The organism is Lacibacter cauensis, from assembly GCF_007830055.1.
Classification (GTDB): domain Bacteria; phylum Bacteroidota; class Bacteroidia; order Chitinophagales; family Chitinophagaceae; genus Lacibacter; species Lacibacter cauensis.
Map to the genome: position 1 here is coordinate 218,587 of NZ_VLLE01000002.1, position 18,189 is coordinate 236,775.

Annotated in this window: 16 protein-coding genes and 1 tRNA gene; 4 read left to right on the forward strand and 13 right to left on the reverse strand. The window is 41.8% G+C overall.

What is annotated here, in order from left to right; genetic code table 11:
• Positions 1-72 precede the first annotated feature (72 nt).
• The 9 genes from IQ13_RS01000 to IQ13_RS01040 all read right to left on the reverse strand — a co-directional run bounded on the left by IQ13_RS01000 (position 73) and on the right by IQ13_RS01040 (position 9,447).
• A complete protein-coding gene (locus IQ13_RS01000) occupies positions 73-690 on the reverse strand; it encodes a nucleotidyl transferase AbiEii/AbiGii toxin family protein (RefSeq protein WP_144883620.1) in 618 nt (205 codons plus the stop codon).
• Positions 668-991, reverse strand: coding sequence for a DUF6922 domain-containing protein (locus tag IQ13_RS01005; RefSeq protein WP_144883622.1), 324 nt, complete (start codon positions 989-991; stop codon positions 668-670). Before IQ13_RS01005 ends, IQ13_RS01000 begins: the two co-directional genes overlap by 23 nt.
• Before the next feature lie 24 nt (positions 992-1,015).
• The gene (locus IQ13_RS01010) at positions 1,016-2,119 is read right to left on the reverse strand and encodes a BamA/TamA family outer membrane protein (protein ID WP_199758143.1); all 1,104 of its coding nucleotides are present in this window, start codon (positions 2,117-2,119) and stop codon (positions 1,016-1,018) included.
• Positions 2,120-3,634 carry an NAD(P)H-hydrate dehydratase gene (locus IQ13_RS01015; RefSeq protein ID WP_144883624.1) on the reverse strand — a complete coding sequence of 505 codons (1,515 nt, stop codon included), beginning with the start codon at positions 3,632-3,634 and terminating at the stop codon, positions 2,120-2,122.
• 107 nt (positions 3,635-3,741) lie between these two features.
• On the reverse strand, positions 3,742-4,203 hold the full coding sequence (locus IQ13_RS01020; protein ID WP_144883626.1) for a hypothetical protein: 462 nt from the start codon (positions 4,201-4,203) through the stop codon (positions 3,742-3,744).
• Positions 4,204-4,249: 46 nt separating this feature from the next.
• On the reverse strand, positions 4,250-5,407 hold the full coding sequence (gene nhaA / locus IQ13_RS01025; RefSeq protein ID WP_144883628.1) for a Na+/H+ antiporter NhaA: 1,158 nt from the start codon (positions 5,405-5,407) through the stop codon (positions 4,250-4,252).
• A 66-nt stretch (positions 5,408-5,473) separates the two neighbouring features.
• Complete coding sequence (locus IQ13_RS01030; protein ID WP_158637274.1) at positions 5,474-7,375, reverse strand: OstA-like protein; 1,902 nt, start codon at positions 7,373-7,375, stop codon at positions 5,474-5,476.
• 13 nt (positions 7,376-7,388) lie between these two features.
• On the reverse strand, positions 7,389-8,372 hold the full coding sequence (locus tag IQ13_RS01035; protein ID WP_144883632.1) for an MlaD family protein: 984 nt from the start codon (positions 8,370-8,372) through the stop codon (positions 7,389-7,391).
• Between the two features lie 112 nt (positions 8,373-8,484).
• Positions 8,485-9,447, reverse strand: a complete 963-nt coding sequence (locus tag IQ13_RS01040; protein WP_144883634.1) for an N-acetylmuramoyl-L-alanine amidase family protein — start codon at positions 9,445-9,447, stop codon at positions 8,485-8,487.
• Positions 9,448-9,534: 87 nt separating this feature from the next.
• On the opposite strand from IQ13_RS01040, the gene IQ13_RS01045 reads away from it, so the two are divergent.
• A complete protein-coding gene (locus IQ13_RS01045; RefSeq protein ID WP_144883636.1) occupies positions 9,535-12,336 on the forward strand; it encodes a putative LPS assembly protein LptD in 2,802 nt (933 codons plus the stop codon).
• Here IQ13_RS01045 and IQ13_RS01050 read toward each other — a convergent pair whose 3' ends face one another.
• Entirely contained in the window at positions 12,337-13,080 is a 744-nt protein-coding gene (locus IQ13_RS01050; protein ID WP_144883638.1) for a lysophospholipid acyltransferase family protein, read from the reverse strand.
• Complete coding sequence (gene ung / locus IQ13_RS01055) at positions 13,080-13,757, reverse strand: uracil-DNA glycosylase (RefSeq protein ID WP_144883640.1); 678 nt, start codon at positions 13,755-13,757, stop codon at positions 13,080-13,082. The genes IQ13_RS01050 and ung overlap by 1 nt, the downstream gene beginning before the upstream one ends.
• A 62-nt stretch (positions 13,758-13,819) precedes the next feature.
• On the opposite strand from ung, the gene IQ13_RS01060 reads away from it, so the two are divergent.
• The 3 genes from IQ13_RS01060 (at position 13,820) to IQ13_RS01070 (ending at position 15,370) form a co-directional block, all read left to right on the forward strand.
• Positions 13,820-13,893, forward strand: a tRNA-Arg gene (locus tag IQ13_RS01060).
• A gap of 454 nt (positions 13,894-14,347) precedes the next feature.
• Entirely contained in the window at positions 14,348-14,767 is a 420-nt protein-coding gene (locus IQ13_RS01065; RefSeq protein ID WP_144883642.1) for a hypothetical protein, read from the forward strand.
• Between the two features lie 228 nt (positions 14,768-14,995).
• Positions 14,996-15,370, forward strand: a complete 375-nt coding sequence (locus tag IQ13_RS01070) for a hypothetical protein (protein WP_144883644.1) — start codon at positions 14,996-14,998, stop codon at positions 15,368-15,370.
• 67 nt (positions 15,371-15,437) lie between these two features.
• On the opposite strand, the gene IQ13_RS01075 is transcribed toward IQ13_RS01070, so the two are convergent.
• Together IQ13_RS01075 and abc-f are read right to left on the reverse strand one after the other, a co-directional pair.
• The gene (locus IQ13_RS01075; RefSeq protein WP_144883647.1) at positions 15,438-16,112 is read right to left on the reverse strand and encodes a hypothetical protein; all 675 of its coding nucleotides are present in this window, start codon (positions 16,110-16,112) and stop codon (positions 15,438-15,440) included.
• 73 nt (positions 16,113-16,185) lie between these two features.
• Positions 16,186-18,165, reverse strand: coding sequence for a ribosomal protection-like ABC-F family protein (gene abc-f, locus IQ13_RS01080; protein WP_144883649.1), 1,980 nt, complete (start codon positions 18,163-18,165; stop codon positions 16,186-16,188).
• Between the last annotated feature and the right edge of the window lie 24 nt (positions 18,166-18,189).

An 18,189-nucleotide genomic window follows, 5' to 3' on the forward strand; every position in this document is an offset into this window, starting at 1 on the left:
TACTGTAAACGCCTGTTATCGAACAGGTGTTCTTACGTTCAAAGGCAGTTCCGTTTTTACGGGGCTGTCTTTTTATTTACAATGTTCGGTTATGTAGTGCTTTATATTTTCCCAACTTGTATCGTAAGGAGGTAAAAGTTCAGCATCAGCATCTTCGTCTGCATCGGTGAAATAATGAATACTGCGCCATAGATAATAAAACTGGTCTGTACCATATTTCTGTTCGAACCACTGTAAAAGTTGTTGCCAGCCATAAAGTCTGGTAAGCACATATACGTCAACAAAATCTTTCTTTTTTCCTCTGCCGCAGATTGTATGCATTTTCATAGCAGCGATGTCTGCTATACTAAACAGTCGGACGCCATCCGTTTCTGTAAAGGGAGCAATTAGCTTTGCAGGTTCTGTTACAAAATCGCATTTGATTTCGTTGAGGTAACAAAACAGCATTCGCTTTGTACTGTTTACAAACGTAAACCTGTTATTGTATTCTGCAGAAAGTAATAACTCTATATCCCTTGTATGAAAAGGTTGTGTAGTAAAAAGATCAAGATCAATGGATTTACGATGTCCAATCTGTAATGCAAGTGAAGTTCCACCGGCTAATGCAAACTGTTCATTTATCTCCCGAAGGGTAAACAGTTCTTTCAGAAGACGGAACGTTTCGGGATCAATTGTAGAAAGATGAAGCATGCATTTCCTGTTTAGGAATATTGAAATAATTGCTGCAGAAATTGATGGTTTTCGGATCAAGTTCCTTGCTTTTCAGCAATGCTTCTTTTATTTCAGTGGTGGTATAGATTTGAAGGAGCATGTAAAAGTCTTCCAAAAAACCACGTGTGAGTACCCTTTCAATAATGTACCGCTGATTTTTTTTCAGATCAATTTTTTCAACAGCCGTATCCCAAAACAGTTTTTGGCTGAAAGGAAATTCGCCCGATCTTATTTTTTTATCCAGCGCTTTTGTATCAATAAAATTGAAGTAGGAACTCATCTCTTCAAAAATAACAAAAGATGTTTAAAACGCTTCGCCAAACTGCACATAAAAACCCTGGTTGCCTTTGCCGCTTCCTACACCATAATCTAAACGGATATGCAGTTTCTCGTTTTTGTTTACAGCAAAACGTAGTCCGCCGCCATACGAATATTTCAAGCGCTGCAACGATACGGTACTGAATCTTCCTGCCACATCACCTGTGCCTGCAAAACCAACTACGCTGAAACGTTTGTACACCGGTACACGGTACTCTGCTTGTAAGCTGAATAAATGATCATCACGATAACGACCGCTGAAATAACCACGCATACGATCTGCTCCACCCAAGGATGCAATACTGCGGATGGGCACATCGGCACCTGTATTGAAAAAGCCATAGCCCTGCAATGCAAGTATTTGCTGCCGGTAAATACGTTTGTATAAACGCAGATCGGTAATGATGTTGGTGTAGCGGTGATTGGATAAGAGGAGCGAAGTGTAATGCGTAGCCTGTACCGAAATTAAATGTCCACGGTTGGGCCAGAAGGTATTGTTGCGTTTGTCCCACGATAAGCTTACACCTAAGCCCGATACCTGGTAAGGTTTGCGGCCTGCTACATTCTGCTGATCGAACAAGCCGCCGCTTTTTACATTGATGTCGATGACCCGTTGAAAATCGTAAATAACACCGGCAAATATTTTTTGCGCCAATAAACGTTCGCCATGCAGGTGTACATAAAACTGGCGGAAATCGTATGCTTCTTCCTTGGCATCGCTTGTTTGATTACCCATGCCCCAGAAACGATCGGGAAAAGAGCTGAAGGAAAAATGACTGTTGAGAATGTATTTTTCACCCGGAAAAAACACCGGTCCATTAATGGTAAATAAAAACTGTTTGCGTAACGAGTAACTGCCCAAAAAACGAATAGAAGAAGTGCGTGTAGTAGAATCTTTTTTGCGTGTGGTATAAAATGTATACGTACCACCGGCACCAAACGACCAGTCGGTTTCAATCGATCGGGAAATAACAGGTACCGCCAGTAAATGACTTTTGTTTTTTGTTGAATCGTTTTGTTGCTGTGCAAAAAGCACTGCAGGCAGCATTGCAAACATCAACCCCGTACCAAGCAAAAGAATACGCAGCATTTACCTGTTGGTTAATGAAAGTTGAAGAAATGCTTTTCCCAAATAGCGTGTAAGATCGCCTGCTGTCATGGCTTCCTGCGAAAGCTCGGCTGCAGCAAAATCGCCTGCCAATCCGTGGAGATAAACGCCTAAAATTGCGGCCTCCGTTGTGTTATAACCTTGCGCCAGTAAACCGGTTAAGATGCCTGTTAACACATCGCCACTTCCTGCAGTGGCCATGCCTGCGTTACCGGTGCTGTTGAACCATGCAGTACCATCGGGGCAGGCAATAAATGTATGATGACCTTTTACTACAATCACACAATTCAGTTCCGTTGCTTTTTCTTGTGCCTTTTCAATGCGTTCAAAATCGTTGGCTGTTTTCCCAAAGAGCCGTTCAAATTCTTTTGGATGTGGTGTTAAAATACAGTCGGTATGTAGCAAAGCCGACAGCTCTTTTTTGATCGATAATAAATTCAATGCATCTGCATCAAGCACCATTGGCTGATGCGCCTGTTGCAACAGCAGCATCAAAGCATTTGCCGTTTCTTCGTGTAAATCAATGCCGGGGCCAATGCCAATAGCTGCATAACGCAACAGATCAGCAGGAGTATTGCTTAAATACTTTTCGTTGGCATCTGTTTCAACCATTGCTTCGGGTACTGCTGTTTGTAAAGGAATGATTCCACAAGTTGGCGTATGCATGGTTAATAAACCAACACCACTTCGTAAACAGGCTTTTGCACTTAGTATAGCTGCACCTGTTTTGCCATACGAACCTGCTAACAGTAAGGCATGACCGAAATTGCCTTTGTGTGCAGCGGCTTTTCTTTTTTTATAGATCGATCGGATGATGGCTGCATCCATCAACTGCTGTGCAGCGAGTGTTGTTTCGTAATAGGCCGGATGCAGTCCAATAGCAAGCAGATGGACATTCCCGCAGTACTCTGCATTTTCAGCTACAAGCAAACATTGTTTGTATACTTCAAAGCTCAGGGTATGATCAGCCCGCATGCACACTGCCTCTTTACAGCTTTTATCGGTAAACATACCGGTGGGCAGATCAATGGCGATAACCGTAGCAGGAGAGTTACTGATGTGTTGAACCAGGTCTGCAAGCAATCCTTCGAGCGGACGATCCAGGCCTGTGCCCAGCAGTGCATCAATCACTACATCGTTTTGCTGCAGTGTTGGAAACGCATCTGTTGATTGGAGGAAATGAATATCGGTGGTATGATTATGCAGCAACTCAAGATTGCGTTGAAAATCGTTGCTGCCCTTTTTGCCCGTTTCAAAAATATATACGGTAACAGGAACAGCCTGTATTAACAGCAAACGTGCGATGGCTAAACCATCGCCACCATTGTTTCCTTTACCACAAAAAATATGAATGTGCTGTTGTGTAAAACGTTGTTCCAGTAACCAATTGGTGCAGGCCGTTGCTGCACGCTCCATCAGTTGCAGTGAAGTGATGGGTTCGTTTGCAATCGTGTAAGCATCCCAGTTACGTATCTGTCCGGCAGTAAAAATTTTCATCGTTCGCTTGTTGTGCGATAATCTGTTGTATAAAGGTACTGTTACTAATCTGTAAATAAAAAAGGTCTGACAACTGTCAGACCCTTTCAAGAGACCAAGAGAACAAATTATTTTTTTGATGGGAATGCAAAGCGTACAGATACAGCAACCGTTGATGCACGGAAACGAACTGCTTCAATAAAATTCAACTCCGGCTTCCAGTCAATGGAAAGATTAACAGGTACACCTGTAAATTGATAGTCTACACCTGCAATGCCGGCTATACCGAAATTGTCGAAACCGCTGAAGCCAACATAAGCGCCACCGCCATAGAACCATTGCAGATTGGGAACTGCACTGATGGGTTTAAACACTTCATAAAGGGCACCTATTGCAATGTTTTCACGCAGATTCAATATACCTTCCACCGCTTTGTTTTCGTTGAAATGGTAACGATAGGTAAAGCCGGTTGCAACAACCTGGTCGTAACTGCCAAGGCGTACACCTGCCTGGTGCTTTACCTGAGCATTGGCTGCAAAGCCTGTAATTACTAAAACAAGAATGAGCGGTAGCGAACGTTTGGGCATCATAGTTTTTAAGATTGATTTCAATCATCCTAAAATGATGCCAGCGTTGTTATTGTTTTTCTTTTATGAAAAATTTAAACCAGGCATATCCGCAGATGATTGCAAGAACAGACGCTACCATAACGGCCATCTTACTGATATCCTGTGTGAAGGAATCCTTAAAAGCAAGCATTGAAATAAAAATACTCATGGTAAAGCCAATACCGGCGAGTAAACCCAGGCCAATCATGTGTTTCCAGTTAATGCCTTCGGCCAGCTGTCCGATCTTGAGTTTTACCAATAACCAACAGAAGAGCACAATACCTAACGGTTTACCCAATAATAAGCCCGCAATAATACCAATGCTCAACGAGTTCGTCATGTGTTCTGTAAAACCAAGTGGGATAACAATGGCTGTATTGGCTAATGCAAATATTGGTATGATGAGAAAGTTAACGTAGTTGTGCAACGCATGTTCGATGCCATCGAGTTTTTTAATAGGAATAGTAAAAGCAAAAAGTACACCTGCAATGGTTGCGTGTACACCGGAGTTGAAAAAGCAAAACCACAGAGCTGCACCCAACAGAAAATTCCAAAAACCAAATTTTACTTTCAAGCGTGTAAGCACTAACAGCAATGCAAAAATGCCCAGTCCGCCGAAGAGATAAACGAACTTGATAGTACTGGTATAAAAAATGGCAATGGCTACAATGGCACCGAGATCGTCGATAATGGCCAAGGCTGTAAGAAATATTTTCAATGCCAGTGGTACACGTCCGGATAAAAGCGAAGCAATGCCCAACGAAAATGCAATATCTGTTGCCATGGGTACACCCCAGCCGTTTGCAAATTCGGTTCCGCTGTTGAAAATTGTAAAGATCAATGCGGGCACCAGCATACCACCCACTGCACCTGCAACCGGTAAAATGGATTGTTTGATAGAGGCGAGTTCGCCGGTAACCATTTCCCGTTTGATTTCCATGCCCACCTGGAAAAAGAAGATGGCCATCAATCCATCGTTGATCCAATGCAGTACCGTATGCGGCATGTATGCACCCAAATGCACTTCTGCATTCCAGAAGTTGAGATAATATTCGCCAATAAATGTATTGCTGATTACTAATGAAACAACAGTACAAATAAGCAGCATGATGCCAACTGCACGACTGTCGTGAATAAATTCAAGTAAAGGCGAAATGAAGACTTTCTTTAAAAAACTAAACGGCATGCGTAAAGATAAGCAACGATGACGATAGAAGTCAGTCGTAAATCGTCAGTAGTGAGTCGTGAATCGTTAAAGAAAAAGTTCCAGTTTATTCTTTGGCCGTTTACTTTCCAGCCATTTAAAATTGGGCAGTTTTTTTTGATTGGCAGGTAATTGGCGAATGGGGTAGGTAATTCCTTTTACCGAACTGCTGTATTTTACTTTGTGCGGACTTCTTTTCTGGAAGAACATATCAATCATATCAGCAGTGGTACGGTTCATACCAATATACGCACTGTCATCGTCCTGCGCATAGTAAATACTTTCTGCAGTACCTTTTGCGTTTACAAAATCCAGTTCACCATCTTTAAAATAACCATTGATGGTGCGGCCTTTGATCTGGTTAAAGAACTCTGCATTTTCTTTTACACCCTGCACCAGCATCGCATTTTCAAACACGTACATGCGTTTGGGCTTTTTATTTTCGGTATAGATAAAAATGGTATCGCCTGTAACCTGGCTGCCTTTGCTCCATGCAATGGGATTGTGGAAAAGCTGGAAGATGCTGTCAACACCCGAGTAAAATAAACTGTCTGCAACTGCCTGTAACGAATCGTTAAAGATGCGCACATTTCTGAATGCAGTAATAAAACGCAACGTATCTGTTTCTGCCTTGCTTCGTTTGCGTTGTTGCAAGGTATCGGTTATTACAACAGCATTACTGTCTTTCGGCAATACCGTTGTTGAATCGTTGAGTGCCAGTGTTGGTTTTGTTTTTAAAGGCGGAGGTTTGTTGTCAACAATGCTGTCTTTTTTCAAGACTGGTTTTACCGTTACAATCGACGCTGTAACAGTATCTTTCACTACAACAGGAGCAATACTATCGCTTACAGCAACATCCTGTTCCAACTTTTGTTGGGAGGAATCTCTGCTGATGAGCGAATCTACTTTCAGCACCTGTTTCCCTTTCACCGTATCAAATGCTTTTATATAACCATCTTTAAACTGTGCAAGATCTTTCATTAAGCCGGAGTAAATCGTATCGGCAGCAATGTAAACCGAGTCTTTATTCTGCACTACTACCATCACCGGTTTTTCAGTTGCCAGGAAATTCTTTTTCTCTTTGTTAAAGAACACCCTGTTGCTAAAGAGGAGTGCACCTTGTGCGGTGTCTTTGTATTGTACATTGCCTCTTGCTTCGCCGTAACCTGTTTTATCATCAAAGGCAAAATCATCGGCAATCATGGTGGATGTGCTGTCCTGCATGCGTGAACGGCTGCCGAATTTTGCTTTCTTCAGTTTCAGATCGTAATAACCTTCTCTTGTATTGATAATGGAGTTGCCGCTTTTAATGGTCGTAGGAGCAATAAAGGTTGCCACCTGGCTGTTGGTGTTGTATAACAACGAATCGCTTGCCAGTGCAACTTCGGGATCGCTCATTTTTACATTGCCGATGAAGTACACATCTTTAATATCGGCATAATAAAAACCCTGTTTGCTGTAGAGTGTTGTTTGTTTGCTTTCAATACGGCCACCGTCTTTGTACGAACCCACTTTGCCGTTCATGTCGTAATCCATTTCATCGGTGTACAGTGTACTGTTACCGTCGCTCAGTTTTACTTTGTCCCGAAAGGTGGCGAGTTTTTTTGCGCCGTCGTATTGCAGGTATTGCGAATAAATATTGACCGAATCGGATTCGTTGATGTGTACGTTGCCGTAGGCCTGCATGTAATTCGTCTTCTCGTTGTAGACAACGCTGTCGGCAAAAAACTTTGTACCACCTTGCCAAACTTCAACATTGCCGCTCAGGATTTGCAGTTGTGTAACGGAGTCGACTGTTTTATAGTAAAACGTGTTTGTTTTTTTAATTTGAACCACACGCACTGTATCGCTTGTTTGCGAAGGGCGGGGAGGTGCTGTTTTTTTTTGTGCTGAAACAGTATTCAACAACAACAGCAAAGAACAAAACAATAAACCAATTCGAACAAACACGTATTTCCTGATTTTATTTTTGATTCACACTATCAGCCAACGGCGCTTTCAGTGGTTCTGTTTTATCTTTCTTGCCAAATACAGAGAAGCTTACATAACGTTTCGGATGTGTTTTGAAATCATCCAGTAGAATGTTGAGGCTTCTGCTGGTATTCTGCAGGTTGTTGTACAGTTTCGGATCATTGATCAACAATCCAAGTGAACCTTCGCCTTTATTGGCTTTCTGCAAAATTCCCTGTAATTGTGTGATGGTGTTGTTAAGGTTGGCCACTGTTTCTTTCAATTGTAACTCCGTTAACTTTTGCGAAGTATTCTTAAGATTCTCAATGGTTGAATTCAGTTTTTCGTTGTTGGTATTGAGGTTGGTGGTAAAGGTTTCTACATTATTTAATGTTTTAGCCAGTGCACCGTTTTTACTGTTCATTAACACCGATAAATTATCGGATGTGGTTTTTAAATTGGCAATGGTATGTTTCAGGTTGGCTTTTGTATCGGCATCGAACATACTGTTTACATTACCCAACACCAGCTTTAATGAATCAACCGCCTGCTTAATGTTGGCCATTACCGGATCAACACTGGTCATGATCTTGGATAAGATATCGGGGTTGCTGCTGCTGAGCACTGTATCGCCTTTGGCAAGAAAGCCGGGGCCTTCGCCGGGAATAATTGAAATGGAAGCGTTGCCGGTGAGACTGCTGTTGATAACAGCAACCGAATTCTTCGGAATGTTTACATCTTCCAGCAGATTAATGGTTACAATTACTTCGCTCACATTTTTATCGAGAGCGCTTATCTTATATACATTACCGATGCGGAAGCCTTTAATTTTTACCAGATTCGCTACTTCCAGCGATCCTGCATCGGGAAAGCGGGCATAAAGCACATTCGATTTTTTTAAAATCGTTTTGCCTTTGAGAAAATTAAAACCCAGTATAAGAAGGGTAACGGCTATAACAGTTAAGGCGCCTACTTTGGTTTCGTTTGAAACTTTCATGTGTTGGTGAAGGGAAGCGGTTGAAATTTCCCTTGGGGTCAAAAATAAGGAATGTTTATGCGCTGCAAGCTGCGAAACGAAAAACGGCTGTTAAAAAACAGCCGTTTACCAATTATTTACGTTTATTTTCTGCTGCATTTTGCACAACCGGTTTTTCTACCAGGTCTTTGTAGCGTTTAATGGAGCGTGTTATACTGCCGGCCATTTGTTGCTGGCCTTCGGTACTCAGCAAATAAGCTTCTTCATCTCTGTTCGAAAGAAAGCCCAACTCAATTAAGATACTCGGCATTGCTGTTGCCTGTAACACCCAAATACCTTTCTGGCGTTGCTTTACACCACGGCTAAAACGGCCAACCCCGGTAAACTCTTCTTCTACAATGGTTGCCAGTTTAACACTGCTGGCGAAGAACTGTTTGGTCCATAAGGCTACCTGTTGCTTCACAATAGGATCGTTGATGTTGATATTAAATGCAGTACTATCGTCTTTTTCGTTTTGAAACACATCACCGTTTTCCAGCAGAATATCTTCTTTATCGTCTTGCTTATGCGCCGCAAACACGTAGGTTTCGGTACCGTTGGCAGGGTTGGGGTGATAGTAGGTTTTATATACAGGAACTGTACGGGTCTTTTTAATTTTCTTTTTGCCCTTTCCTCTTACATAATAGGTTTCGGTACGGGAGCCTTCACGTCTTACTTCACGCAGGTTGGGTGCAAAGTTGCAGTGGATGGAAACGAAGAGATTGCCTTTATTTTCGTTGGCAAAGTTGGCACGTTCACGCAAACCGATAAAGAAAGGAGTAGGGCGTGTTTCGAGTACCTGCACTTCAGGCATTACACGCTTGAGTTCTTCCACCACTTTTTTCGCTACTTCGTACGAAATCACATCTTCCTGGCTGTTGGCGCCGTGTGTACCATCGGGGCTGCTCATACTGCCTTTAAAACCATGACCTGCATCGATAATGATTGTTTTGATTTTTGCCACACCTGCGTGCGCATTTCTTTTACTGGTAAAAGAAACAGCAACCAATCCTAACATAATGAACGAAGCAATTCCGGGTAGCCAGTTTTTCTTCATGATTTGAATTCTTTTTATGGGTTCGTCATTAAAAACAACATTCACAGTTCGTTAATGCAAATGTGGTTATTTTTGCCGCCATAGCATATGTATAAGCGCTGTAAAGTTAACTATAAATCTGTTTTATTTGCTGCATTAACCCTGTTGTTACTGTATGGCTTAACGGTTGAAGGCCGAAGCGCATTTCGTGTGCAGGACTATTTTCTGCAAGCTTTAACAATTTCCGGCAACGAATCATCTGCGGCAACAGCAACAAAAAAAGCAGCAGCTGTTGAAGGAAAGACGTTGCGTACAAAGCAACAGTCCATAAACGTTCTGTTAAATGATACGGTTCCGAAAACCAATGATACCTTACCTGTTGTCGATTCTTTACGCAAAAAAGATTCACTCGTAACTAAGGTTGATACATTTGATTTGAAGTTATCGAAAGATACCATTGATGCGCCGGTTGAATTTGAAGCAGAAGATTCGATGGTATTGGATATTCCCAACAAACAGATTTACCTGTACAACAAAGCTTCGGTAAAGTTCAAAGATGTATCGCTCGATGCATCGGTTATCCGGCTCGATCAGCCAACACAACTGTTAACAGCTTATTCAACCAAAGACTCTGCCGGTAAGCGTGTTGGTGTGCCTGCCTTTAAACAGGCAGAGAGTGCATTTACTTCCGATACCATTCGTTACAATTTTAAAACACAACGGGGTTTAACCATTGGCACCTATACACAGGAAGGGGAGATGTTTATCTACGGTGAAAAAGTAAAACGCATCAGCCCCACAGTTTTCTTTGCAGAGAAAGCAAGGTTTACTGTTTGTAATTACGATACGCCACACTTTGCATTCAAAGCAAAAAAGGTAAAGTTCATCAGTAATAATATTGCTGTTACCGGATCGGTAAGACCTGAAGTGGAGAACATACCTATACCAATTGGTTTGCCATTCGGTATCTTCCCGATGAAGCAGGGCAGAAGAACAGGTTTACTTCCACCGCAACCTGTAGCCAACGACCAGTTGGGTTTTGGTTTAGAGGGGTTGGGTTATTATAAAACAATCGGCGAATATTGGGATGCTACTATCCGTGCCAACATCTACTCTTACGGATCGTATAATTTATTTCTATCGCCCCAGTACCGTAAGCGTTACCGTTACAGCGGCGGGTTTAACCTGAGTTATATGAATAATAAAATCGGGTTTAAAGGCGATCCCGATTACCGTCCGCCAAGCCGCAACTTTTCCATACAATGGAATCATGCCTTAGACGGAAAAGCAAGACCCGGTCAAACGTTCAGTGCCAACGTAAACGTTGCAACGAGTCTGTTCAACCGCTTTTTCCCGAGTAATGCGGTGCAAAACTTTAATAACACACTTACATCGTCTATTGCTTATCAACGCAGCTGGGCAGGTAAACCATTTAACTTAACGGTTAGTGCCAATCATAACCAGAACACCAACACCAAACTCTTTAATGTAAACCTGCCCGATGTTGGTTTTACGATGAACACCATTTATCCGTTCCAGAAAAAAGAAATGGTGGGTGCTCCCAAATGGTACGAGAAGCTGGGTGTGGCTTACAATGGTACATTCAAGAATCAGTTTTCGTTTTACGATACAGCATTCAGTTTACGACAACTCATCGATACATTTCAATGGGGAGCAAGGCATAGTGTACCCATTCAGTTATCGTTACCGCAGTTGGGTCCTTTGCAGGTTGGTCCCGCCATCAGTTTCGATGAAACCTGGTATGCACAGGAGTTTTTCCGTAAGTGGAACCCTGCTACAAAGAAACTTGATACTATTGTGAACAAAGGTTTTTATGCGGCCAGACAAATGAGTTTTGGTCTCAATTTCAGCACCGCTTTGTTTGGTACGCTGAATTTTAAAAACAAGAACAGCAATGTAAAAGCACTGCGTCATGTTGTACGTCCTACACTTGGTTTAAGTTACCGGCCGAATATGGCAAGGGATCAATGGTATACCGAACAGGTTGATTCAACCGGACGTACTTACCGTTTTAATAAGTTTGATGGTTCGTTGTATGGTGGTTTAGCTGAGGGGCAATCGGGCTTTATCAGTTTTACGCTCGACAATAACCTGGAGATGAAAGTGCGGGATAAAAAAGATACCTCGGAATCTGCAACCAAAAAAGTTAGGCTGATTGATGGTTTCGGTTTATCGACGGGTTATAATATGCTGGCCGATTCGTTTCCGCTGAGTGATTTTAATTTATACCTGCGCAGTAACCTGTTTGAAAAAATCAGTTTAACAGCGGGTGCGAATGTTACGCCTTACCAACTCGATAAAACAACGGGTTTCCGGAAACAATTGTACACCTGGCAGGGAGGCGATAAGTTTTCGTTAGGCCGTTTTACCAGTGGTTTTGTTTCGGTAAGTACACAGTTTAAGAGCAAGCCGAAAGATGAGAAGAAAGAAAAAGAGAAACAGGAAATTGAAAAGAACAGACGCAACAATGGTACTTACGATGAGCAAAGCAGAGAGCTCAATGCCATCCGCCGGAACCCTAATGAGTTTGTTGATTTTAATATTCCCTGGAGTTTGAACCTGTCGTATTCGTTGAACTTTACACGGCAGCTGAAACGGGATTATTCGGGTTTTGAAACCGTGCTTGCACAGTCTATTAACTTCAACGGCGATTTTAATTTAACGGAGAAGTGGAAAATGCAGGGTAGTGGTACCTTCGATATTCAAACAAGAAAGCTGCAATACTTTACAACATCTATTTCAAGAGATCTGCATTGCTGGCAATTATCCATTAACGTAACACCGATTGGTATTTACCGTTCGTTCAGCATCAGCATTAATCCCAAATCGGCATTGTTGCGTGATCTGCGGATTAACCGTTCACGCTTCTTTTACAATTTACCACAGTAATCAGGCATTGGTTTCGTAATACTGCCACATGCTGTTGAAGATGGTTTCTTTCAGTTGCTTTACATCTGTCATCTGTAATCCTTCTGTTGTAACGGGATCGAGAAAATGCATTTCAATTGTTGATGGCCAGAAGTAAAACGCTTTGTGCTGCGGCAATACTTTTTTAGTGTTGAACAACACGGCGGGAATTACCGGTTTGCCTGTTTCAATAGCCAGTCGGAAAGCTCCGTCTTTAAATTCTTTTAAGGGCTTGTTAGTTTTATTGCGTGTGCCCTCGGGATAAATACACATGTGCAGTCCCATTTCCAGTACACGCTTCATATAAGTATAACTTTTTAACCTGCTTTCTTCGCTCTTGCGATCAACGAGTACACTGCCTCTTTTATAAATAAGACCAAAGAGCGGAATACGAGCCATCTCAATTTTAGCAATGGTTTTATTGCCGCCCGGAATACCCGGCGATGTTACCGGCACATCCATGAACGAATTGTGGTTGCAAACCACCACGTAGTTCTCGCCTTTGGCAAATTTTTCCCTGCCTTTTATGATCAGACGAATACCTGCAAGCGGCAGCCATACGGCCATCCATATTCTGGAGAGGCGGATAAAAAGAATAGTGCGTTTGGGTTCGGACCAAAAACCAAGAAAAGCGGTTGGTATCAACACAATCAGCATCGTGGCAATAAACGTAAGCATTGCCCATGCTGCAAAAAATCGACCGAGTATGTTCTTAAGTAGTTGCATTATGGTAGTTTCCAGTCAATGGGTTCAAGTCCTTGTTGTAACAGCAGTTCGTTTGTTTTTGAAAAATGTTTGCAGCCAAAAAATCCATTGTAAGCGCTGAGGGGCGATGGATGCGCCGCTTTGAGCACAAAGTGTTTGGTTTCATCAATGAGGCTTTGCTTTTCCTGTGCAAATTTGCCCCACAGCAAAAACACAACCCCTTTTTTATCGTCGGAAATTTTGCGGATTACAGCATTGGTAAAATTTTCCCAGCCAATTTTCGAATGGCTGGCAGCTTCGTTTGCCCGCACAGTTAAAAACGCATTCAGCAACAACACACCCTGCTGTGCCCATTTGGTTAGATTGCCATAATTGGGGGGCATGCCAACACCTATATCACTTTCAATTTCTTTGTAAATATTTACCAGCGAGGGTGGGGGCTGTACGCCATCCTGCACCGAAAAGCACAAACCATGCGCCTGGCCTGCACCATGATAAGGATCCTGTCCCAGGATAACCACTTTTACGTTGGGAAACGGTGTTTGTGCAAATGCATTAAATATAAGTGGCCCGGGCGGATAAATGGTTTTACCCTGAATGCGTTCTGTTTTCAGAAAGGCAACGATCTGTTGAAAGTAGGCTTTTGTAAACTCCTGCTTCAGTTCATTTTTCCAGCTTTCTTCTATTTGAACATCCATGCACAATACGTTTGGATGCAATGGTACTAAAAATTATCTTTGCTGCCTCTTAATCGAAAGCTGGTCCGGTAGCTCAGCTGGATAGAGCATCAGCCTTCTAAGCTGAGGGTCATTGGTTCGAATCCAATCCGGATCACACGCAAAGCCGCTTTACAGCGGCTTTGTTATTTTAAGGCACTTCTGCAGCCATTAAATTCAGTTTGGCAGTCATGATTTCAGTATACCTGCAGCAGCAGTTTTTTTGACGGCCCTCTTCTATACTGAGATTGAGTAAGTGTTTGCATTTAATATTTTGTTCGTGCAGTAATTATTTTGCTTTTTTTTCTGAATCAGACAAAAAACAGACAATCTATTTTGCAATTACCTGCCACAATACTTCTATATTTAGTTGCCCGTTTTTAAATCCAGCTTCTGTAAGAAGAACAATTCGTACCAATCTCCTTCGCAAAACTCCGCTACCGCTTTCAACTCACCGAACAAGCTTTCGTTTTATTTGTAATAACAAAGCACAGCAACCAATACTTCTGAAAGAACCGTAACATAACGCTTGAAACAGCATCTCTCATTGCTTATATAAAAAAAGAGAAAAAATGCTAAAGATTTTTACGTTCTGTATTTGTATGCTCACTGCTGCAGCCGGTTATTCGCAAATGTATGTGCAGGCTGGTGGAGGAGTTACCACACATGGCAATGCAGGTGCCGATTTAAGTGTGGGGTATGCAGCAAAGAAAACAACTTTTGCTGTTGGTTATTTTGCGTTGCTCGATAACGATCAACCACTGCTGCTGAATGTGCAGGCCGGTTATAAATTAACGAAGGCTGTAAGAATGTACGGCGGGTTTGTACGCAAACAGGTATCGGCAAACTTTAAATCGCTGAATAAAAACTCCTGGATAACAGGGGTGGAGTATAATACCAAGCGGTTCAAACGGGGGAATTTTTATTACTCTGCCAATTACATACCCGACTATTTCTTTGTAACCGTAGGGATGAAGTTCAATTACCGTTAATAACAGTAACGGATGGCCGAAAAAAAAATAATCTGTCAAAAATTTGCATATCTCAATTCTGGCCGTAATTTTACGGTCAGAATTGAATCCGGCCCTAAACTAATTTCTTTCCCGATTTAATTCCCTCATTTACAATCCCTATATCCGGAAGCCCTTTCCAAAATTCCTCTATTAACCAAATTGATTCCAATCCTAAGCCCGAGATTGTATTTTAATCAATTTGTATACATGAAAACAAGAGTCGTACCTGTAATTGTAACCTTGCTGATGCTGTTTATCAGTAACACAGGAATCAGCGGAACAATTCCTTCTATCAAATCATGGCCTCGAGTATATGATGTGCAGATCGAGCAAAAAGCAGCACACATTATTTTACAGTGGAAAGCAGAGAACGAGCCGAAAGAAATCTATTATGAAATAGAAAGCAGCGCAGATGGCAAAACTTTTCAAACGTTTGCCATTGTATTAGGCGGTTTCAGTGAAGATGCACATTATAAGTACAAAGCCCGCATGAAACAGGCGGCAACTACCAAGACATTTTATCGCATTAAACAAATAAACAACGATGGTACTTACAGAATTGTAAGTGAACAATCGCTTTAAGCTATTCAAAAGACTGTTGGTTCTCTTATAGGTAAATACGCCGTCCTTATTCTTAAGGATGGCTTTTTTATTTAGAAAATTTCCAACCAAAAGTATTTTCAAGAGCTTGTTTTTGAGATTCCGTTAGACGGATATACAAAAAAAACTGGCCAAGCCCCAAACCATCTTTTCCTAAGTACATGTAAAATTTCTCATGCCCATTTTTTATCATTTGTTGATTGATGATATCAAAAACTTCTTCGGAAAGCCAATCATCATGGTAAGTTGGGTCGAATTTAATTTCTTCTCCTTTTTCTTTAAATGAAACATGAATTGGACCATTTTCAGTTTCCCATGTTTCAATAATTTCGGTTGGTTGAAAATATCCAGCGGATGCTTCGGAAAAGATTTTTAGAAGTGAGACGTATTGATTATTGTCTTTGCCAACATCCGATTCTGCATCACCATAAACAGCTCTTTCCTGATCAAGCATAAGCACTTCGTATTTTTCTAATTTCATTCCCGGATCATAGAATTCTTTAAACATTTTAGAATGTTCAGCTATTCTTTGCTGGTGAAGTGTATCGAATAATTGTTCATTGCTCAAGCTTTCATATTTTCTAAAAAAGCCAATGCTCCTTAAAGTATGAATGGTTTGTTTAACTGAATCAACACTGTTTTCATTATTTTTTTTGTGTGGTGAATTACAAGAAATTGTTAGAAGAAATAGGAAAGATATTATTGTGAGTAGCAATCTAAACATAAATGAAGAGGTATTTAAACATAATATCTTTCAGTAAAGTTTGTTTATTGTCTATTCACTATTGCAAATTCCATCACCCCATCTTACTCTCCAACTCCATCACTTTCTCAAACGCAGCTTCGTATTCTTTGTTGAGCTGTGCTAATTCTTTGCTGAGCTGTTGATAAGCAGTTTCGGTTTGTTTAAACTTGTCTTTATCCGAATACGTAGCAGGGTCGGAGAGTTGCGCTTCCATCTTGTTTTTTTCGATGGTAACAGCGTTGATCTTCTCTTCGAGCTGTTGCAGTATGCGTTGTTGCTTCTGCAATTCTTTCTTCGCTTCTTTGTTAATCACCACTTTGATTTCGGCAACAGGAGCAGGTGTTGGTGCTGGTTTTTCTTCCACTACTTTTTTTACTTCGGCCTTCTTCTCACTACCGGCTGCCGGCTCTTTATTCTCGGCAGCTCTCTTTGCCATCCGTTCTTTCCACTCTAAGTATTCGGTGTAAGTGCCTTTAAATTCTTTGATCTCTTCATCTACAATTTCCCAGATCTTATTCGCCGTTTGCGATACAAAGAAACGATCGTGACTCACCAAAATGATACTGCCCTGGTATTTGTTCAATGCTTCAATGAGCAATTCAACCGAGTGCATATCTAAGTGGTTCGTCGGTTCGTCGAGCATGAGGAAGTTGGCCTTGCTGATGATTGTTTTTGCTAAGGCAATCCTTGCTTTTTCACCACCACTTAATACCTTGATTTTTTTATCAATGTCATCGCCTCCAAACAAAAAGCAACCCAGCAGTGTACGCAACTCCTGATCAGTTTTCTGCGTGCCACAGGTTTTTAATTCATCCAGCAGTGTGTGATTCAACCCTAATGACTCCAACTGATGCTGTGCATAAAAACTTTCGTCTACATTATGTCCCCATTTGCGTTCGCCTTCAAAACTTTCAACGCCGGCAATAATGCGCAGCAGGGTTGATTTCCCTTTACCATTCGCACCAATCAATGCAATCTTATCGCCCCGTTCAATTTCGGCATTGCCATTTGTTACGATTCGTGTGCTGCCGTAATGTTTAGTAATATGCTTTAGCTCACATAATACTTTGCCGGGCATTTTATCTACCGAAAAGTTGATGCGGATATTCGGACGGTCATTCGTTGGCGCTTCAATCACATCCAGCTTTTCTAATTTCTTAATGGCTGTTTGTGCAGCAGCAGCCTTGCTTGCTTTTGCACGGAAGCGCTCAATAAAACGTTCCTGCTGACGAATGAAATCCTGTTGGTTTTCGAAGGCTTTCATCTGCAGTTCCATCCGCACTTCTTTTTCCTTTTGATAGAAGGAATAGTTGCCGCCGTAAATATGCAGACCTTGTTGAAACACTTCCACAATCTTTGTTACCATTCGATCAAGGAACCAGCGGTCATGCGATACAATCACAACAGAACCCTGGTAGTGCAGCAAATATTTTTCTAACCATTCAATACTGGGAAGATCAAGGTGGTTCGTCGGTTCATCCAATAACAAGAGATCGGGCTGTTGTAAGATCATTTTTGCCAGTAACACACGCATGCGCCAGCCACCGCTGAACTCTTTATATGGACGTTGCAGATCGGCATTGGCAAAACCAAGCCCCTGCAGAATTTCTTCTGTTTTGTGATGGATATTGTACCCATCCAACGTATCCATTTCGTGCAGCTTATCGCTGTAGAGGTGAAGCAGTGCTTCATCTTCATGATTTTGCTCCAGCTGTTTGCCTAATTCTTCAATTTCTTTTTCCAGCAGCAATACTCTTTCAAACGCACCCAACGCCACCTGCAGAATCGATTCGCTGGTATCAAAACTCAACAGATCCTGGTGCAAGTAACCAATACTGGTGTTGCGGCTGCGGATCACTTCGCCTTTCGATGGCTGGTATTCGCCCACCAGCAACTTCAGCAGGGTTGATTTGCCCGTGCCGTTATACCCGATCAAACCAATGCGTTCATTGGGATGAATGTGCCAGGTTGCATCTTCCACAATGGCTCTTGCGCCAAACTCAAACGTTACATTCTGAAAACCAGCTAACATAATTTATAAAAATGAGCCGCAAAG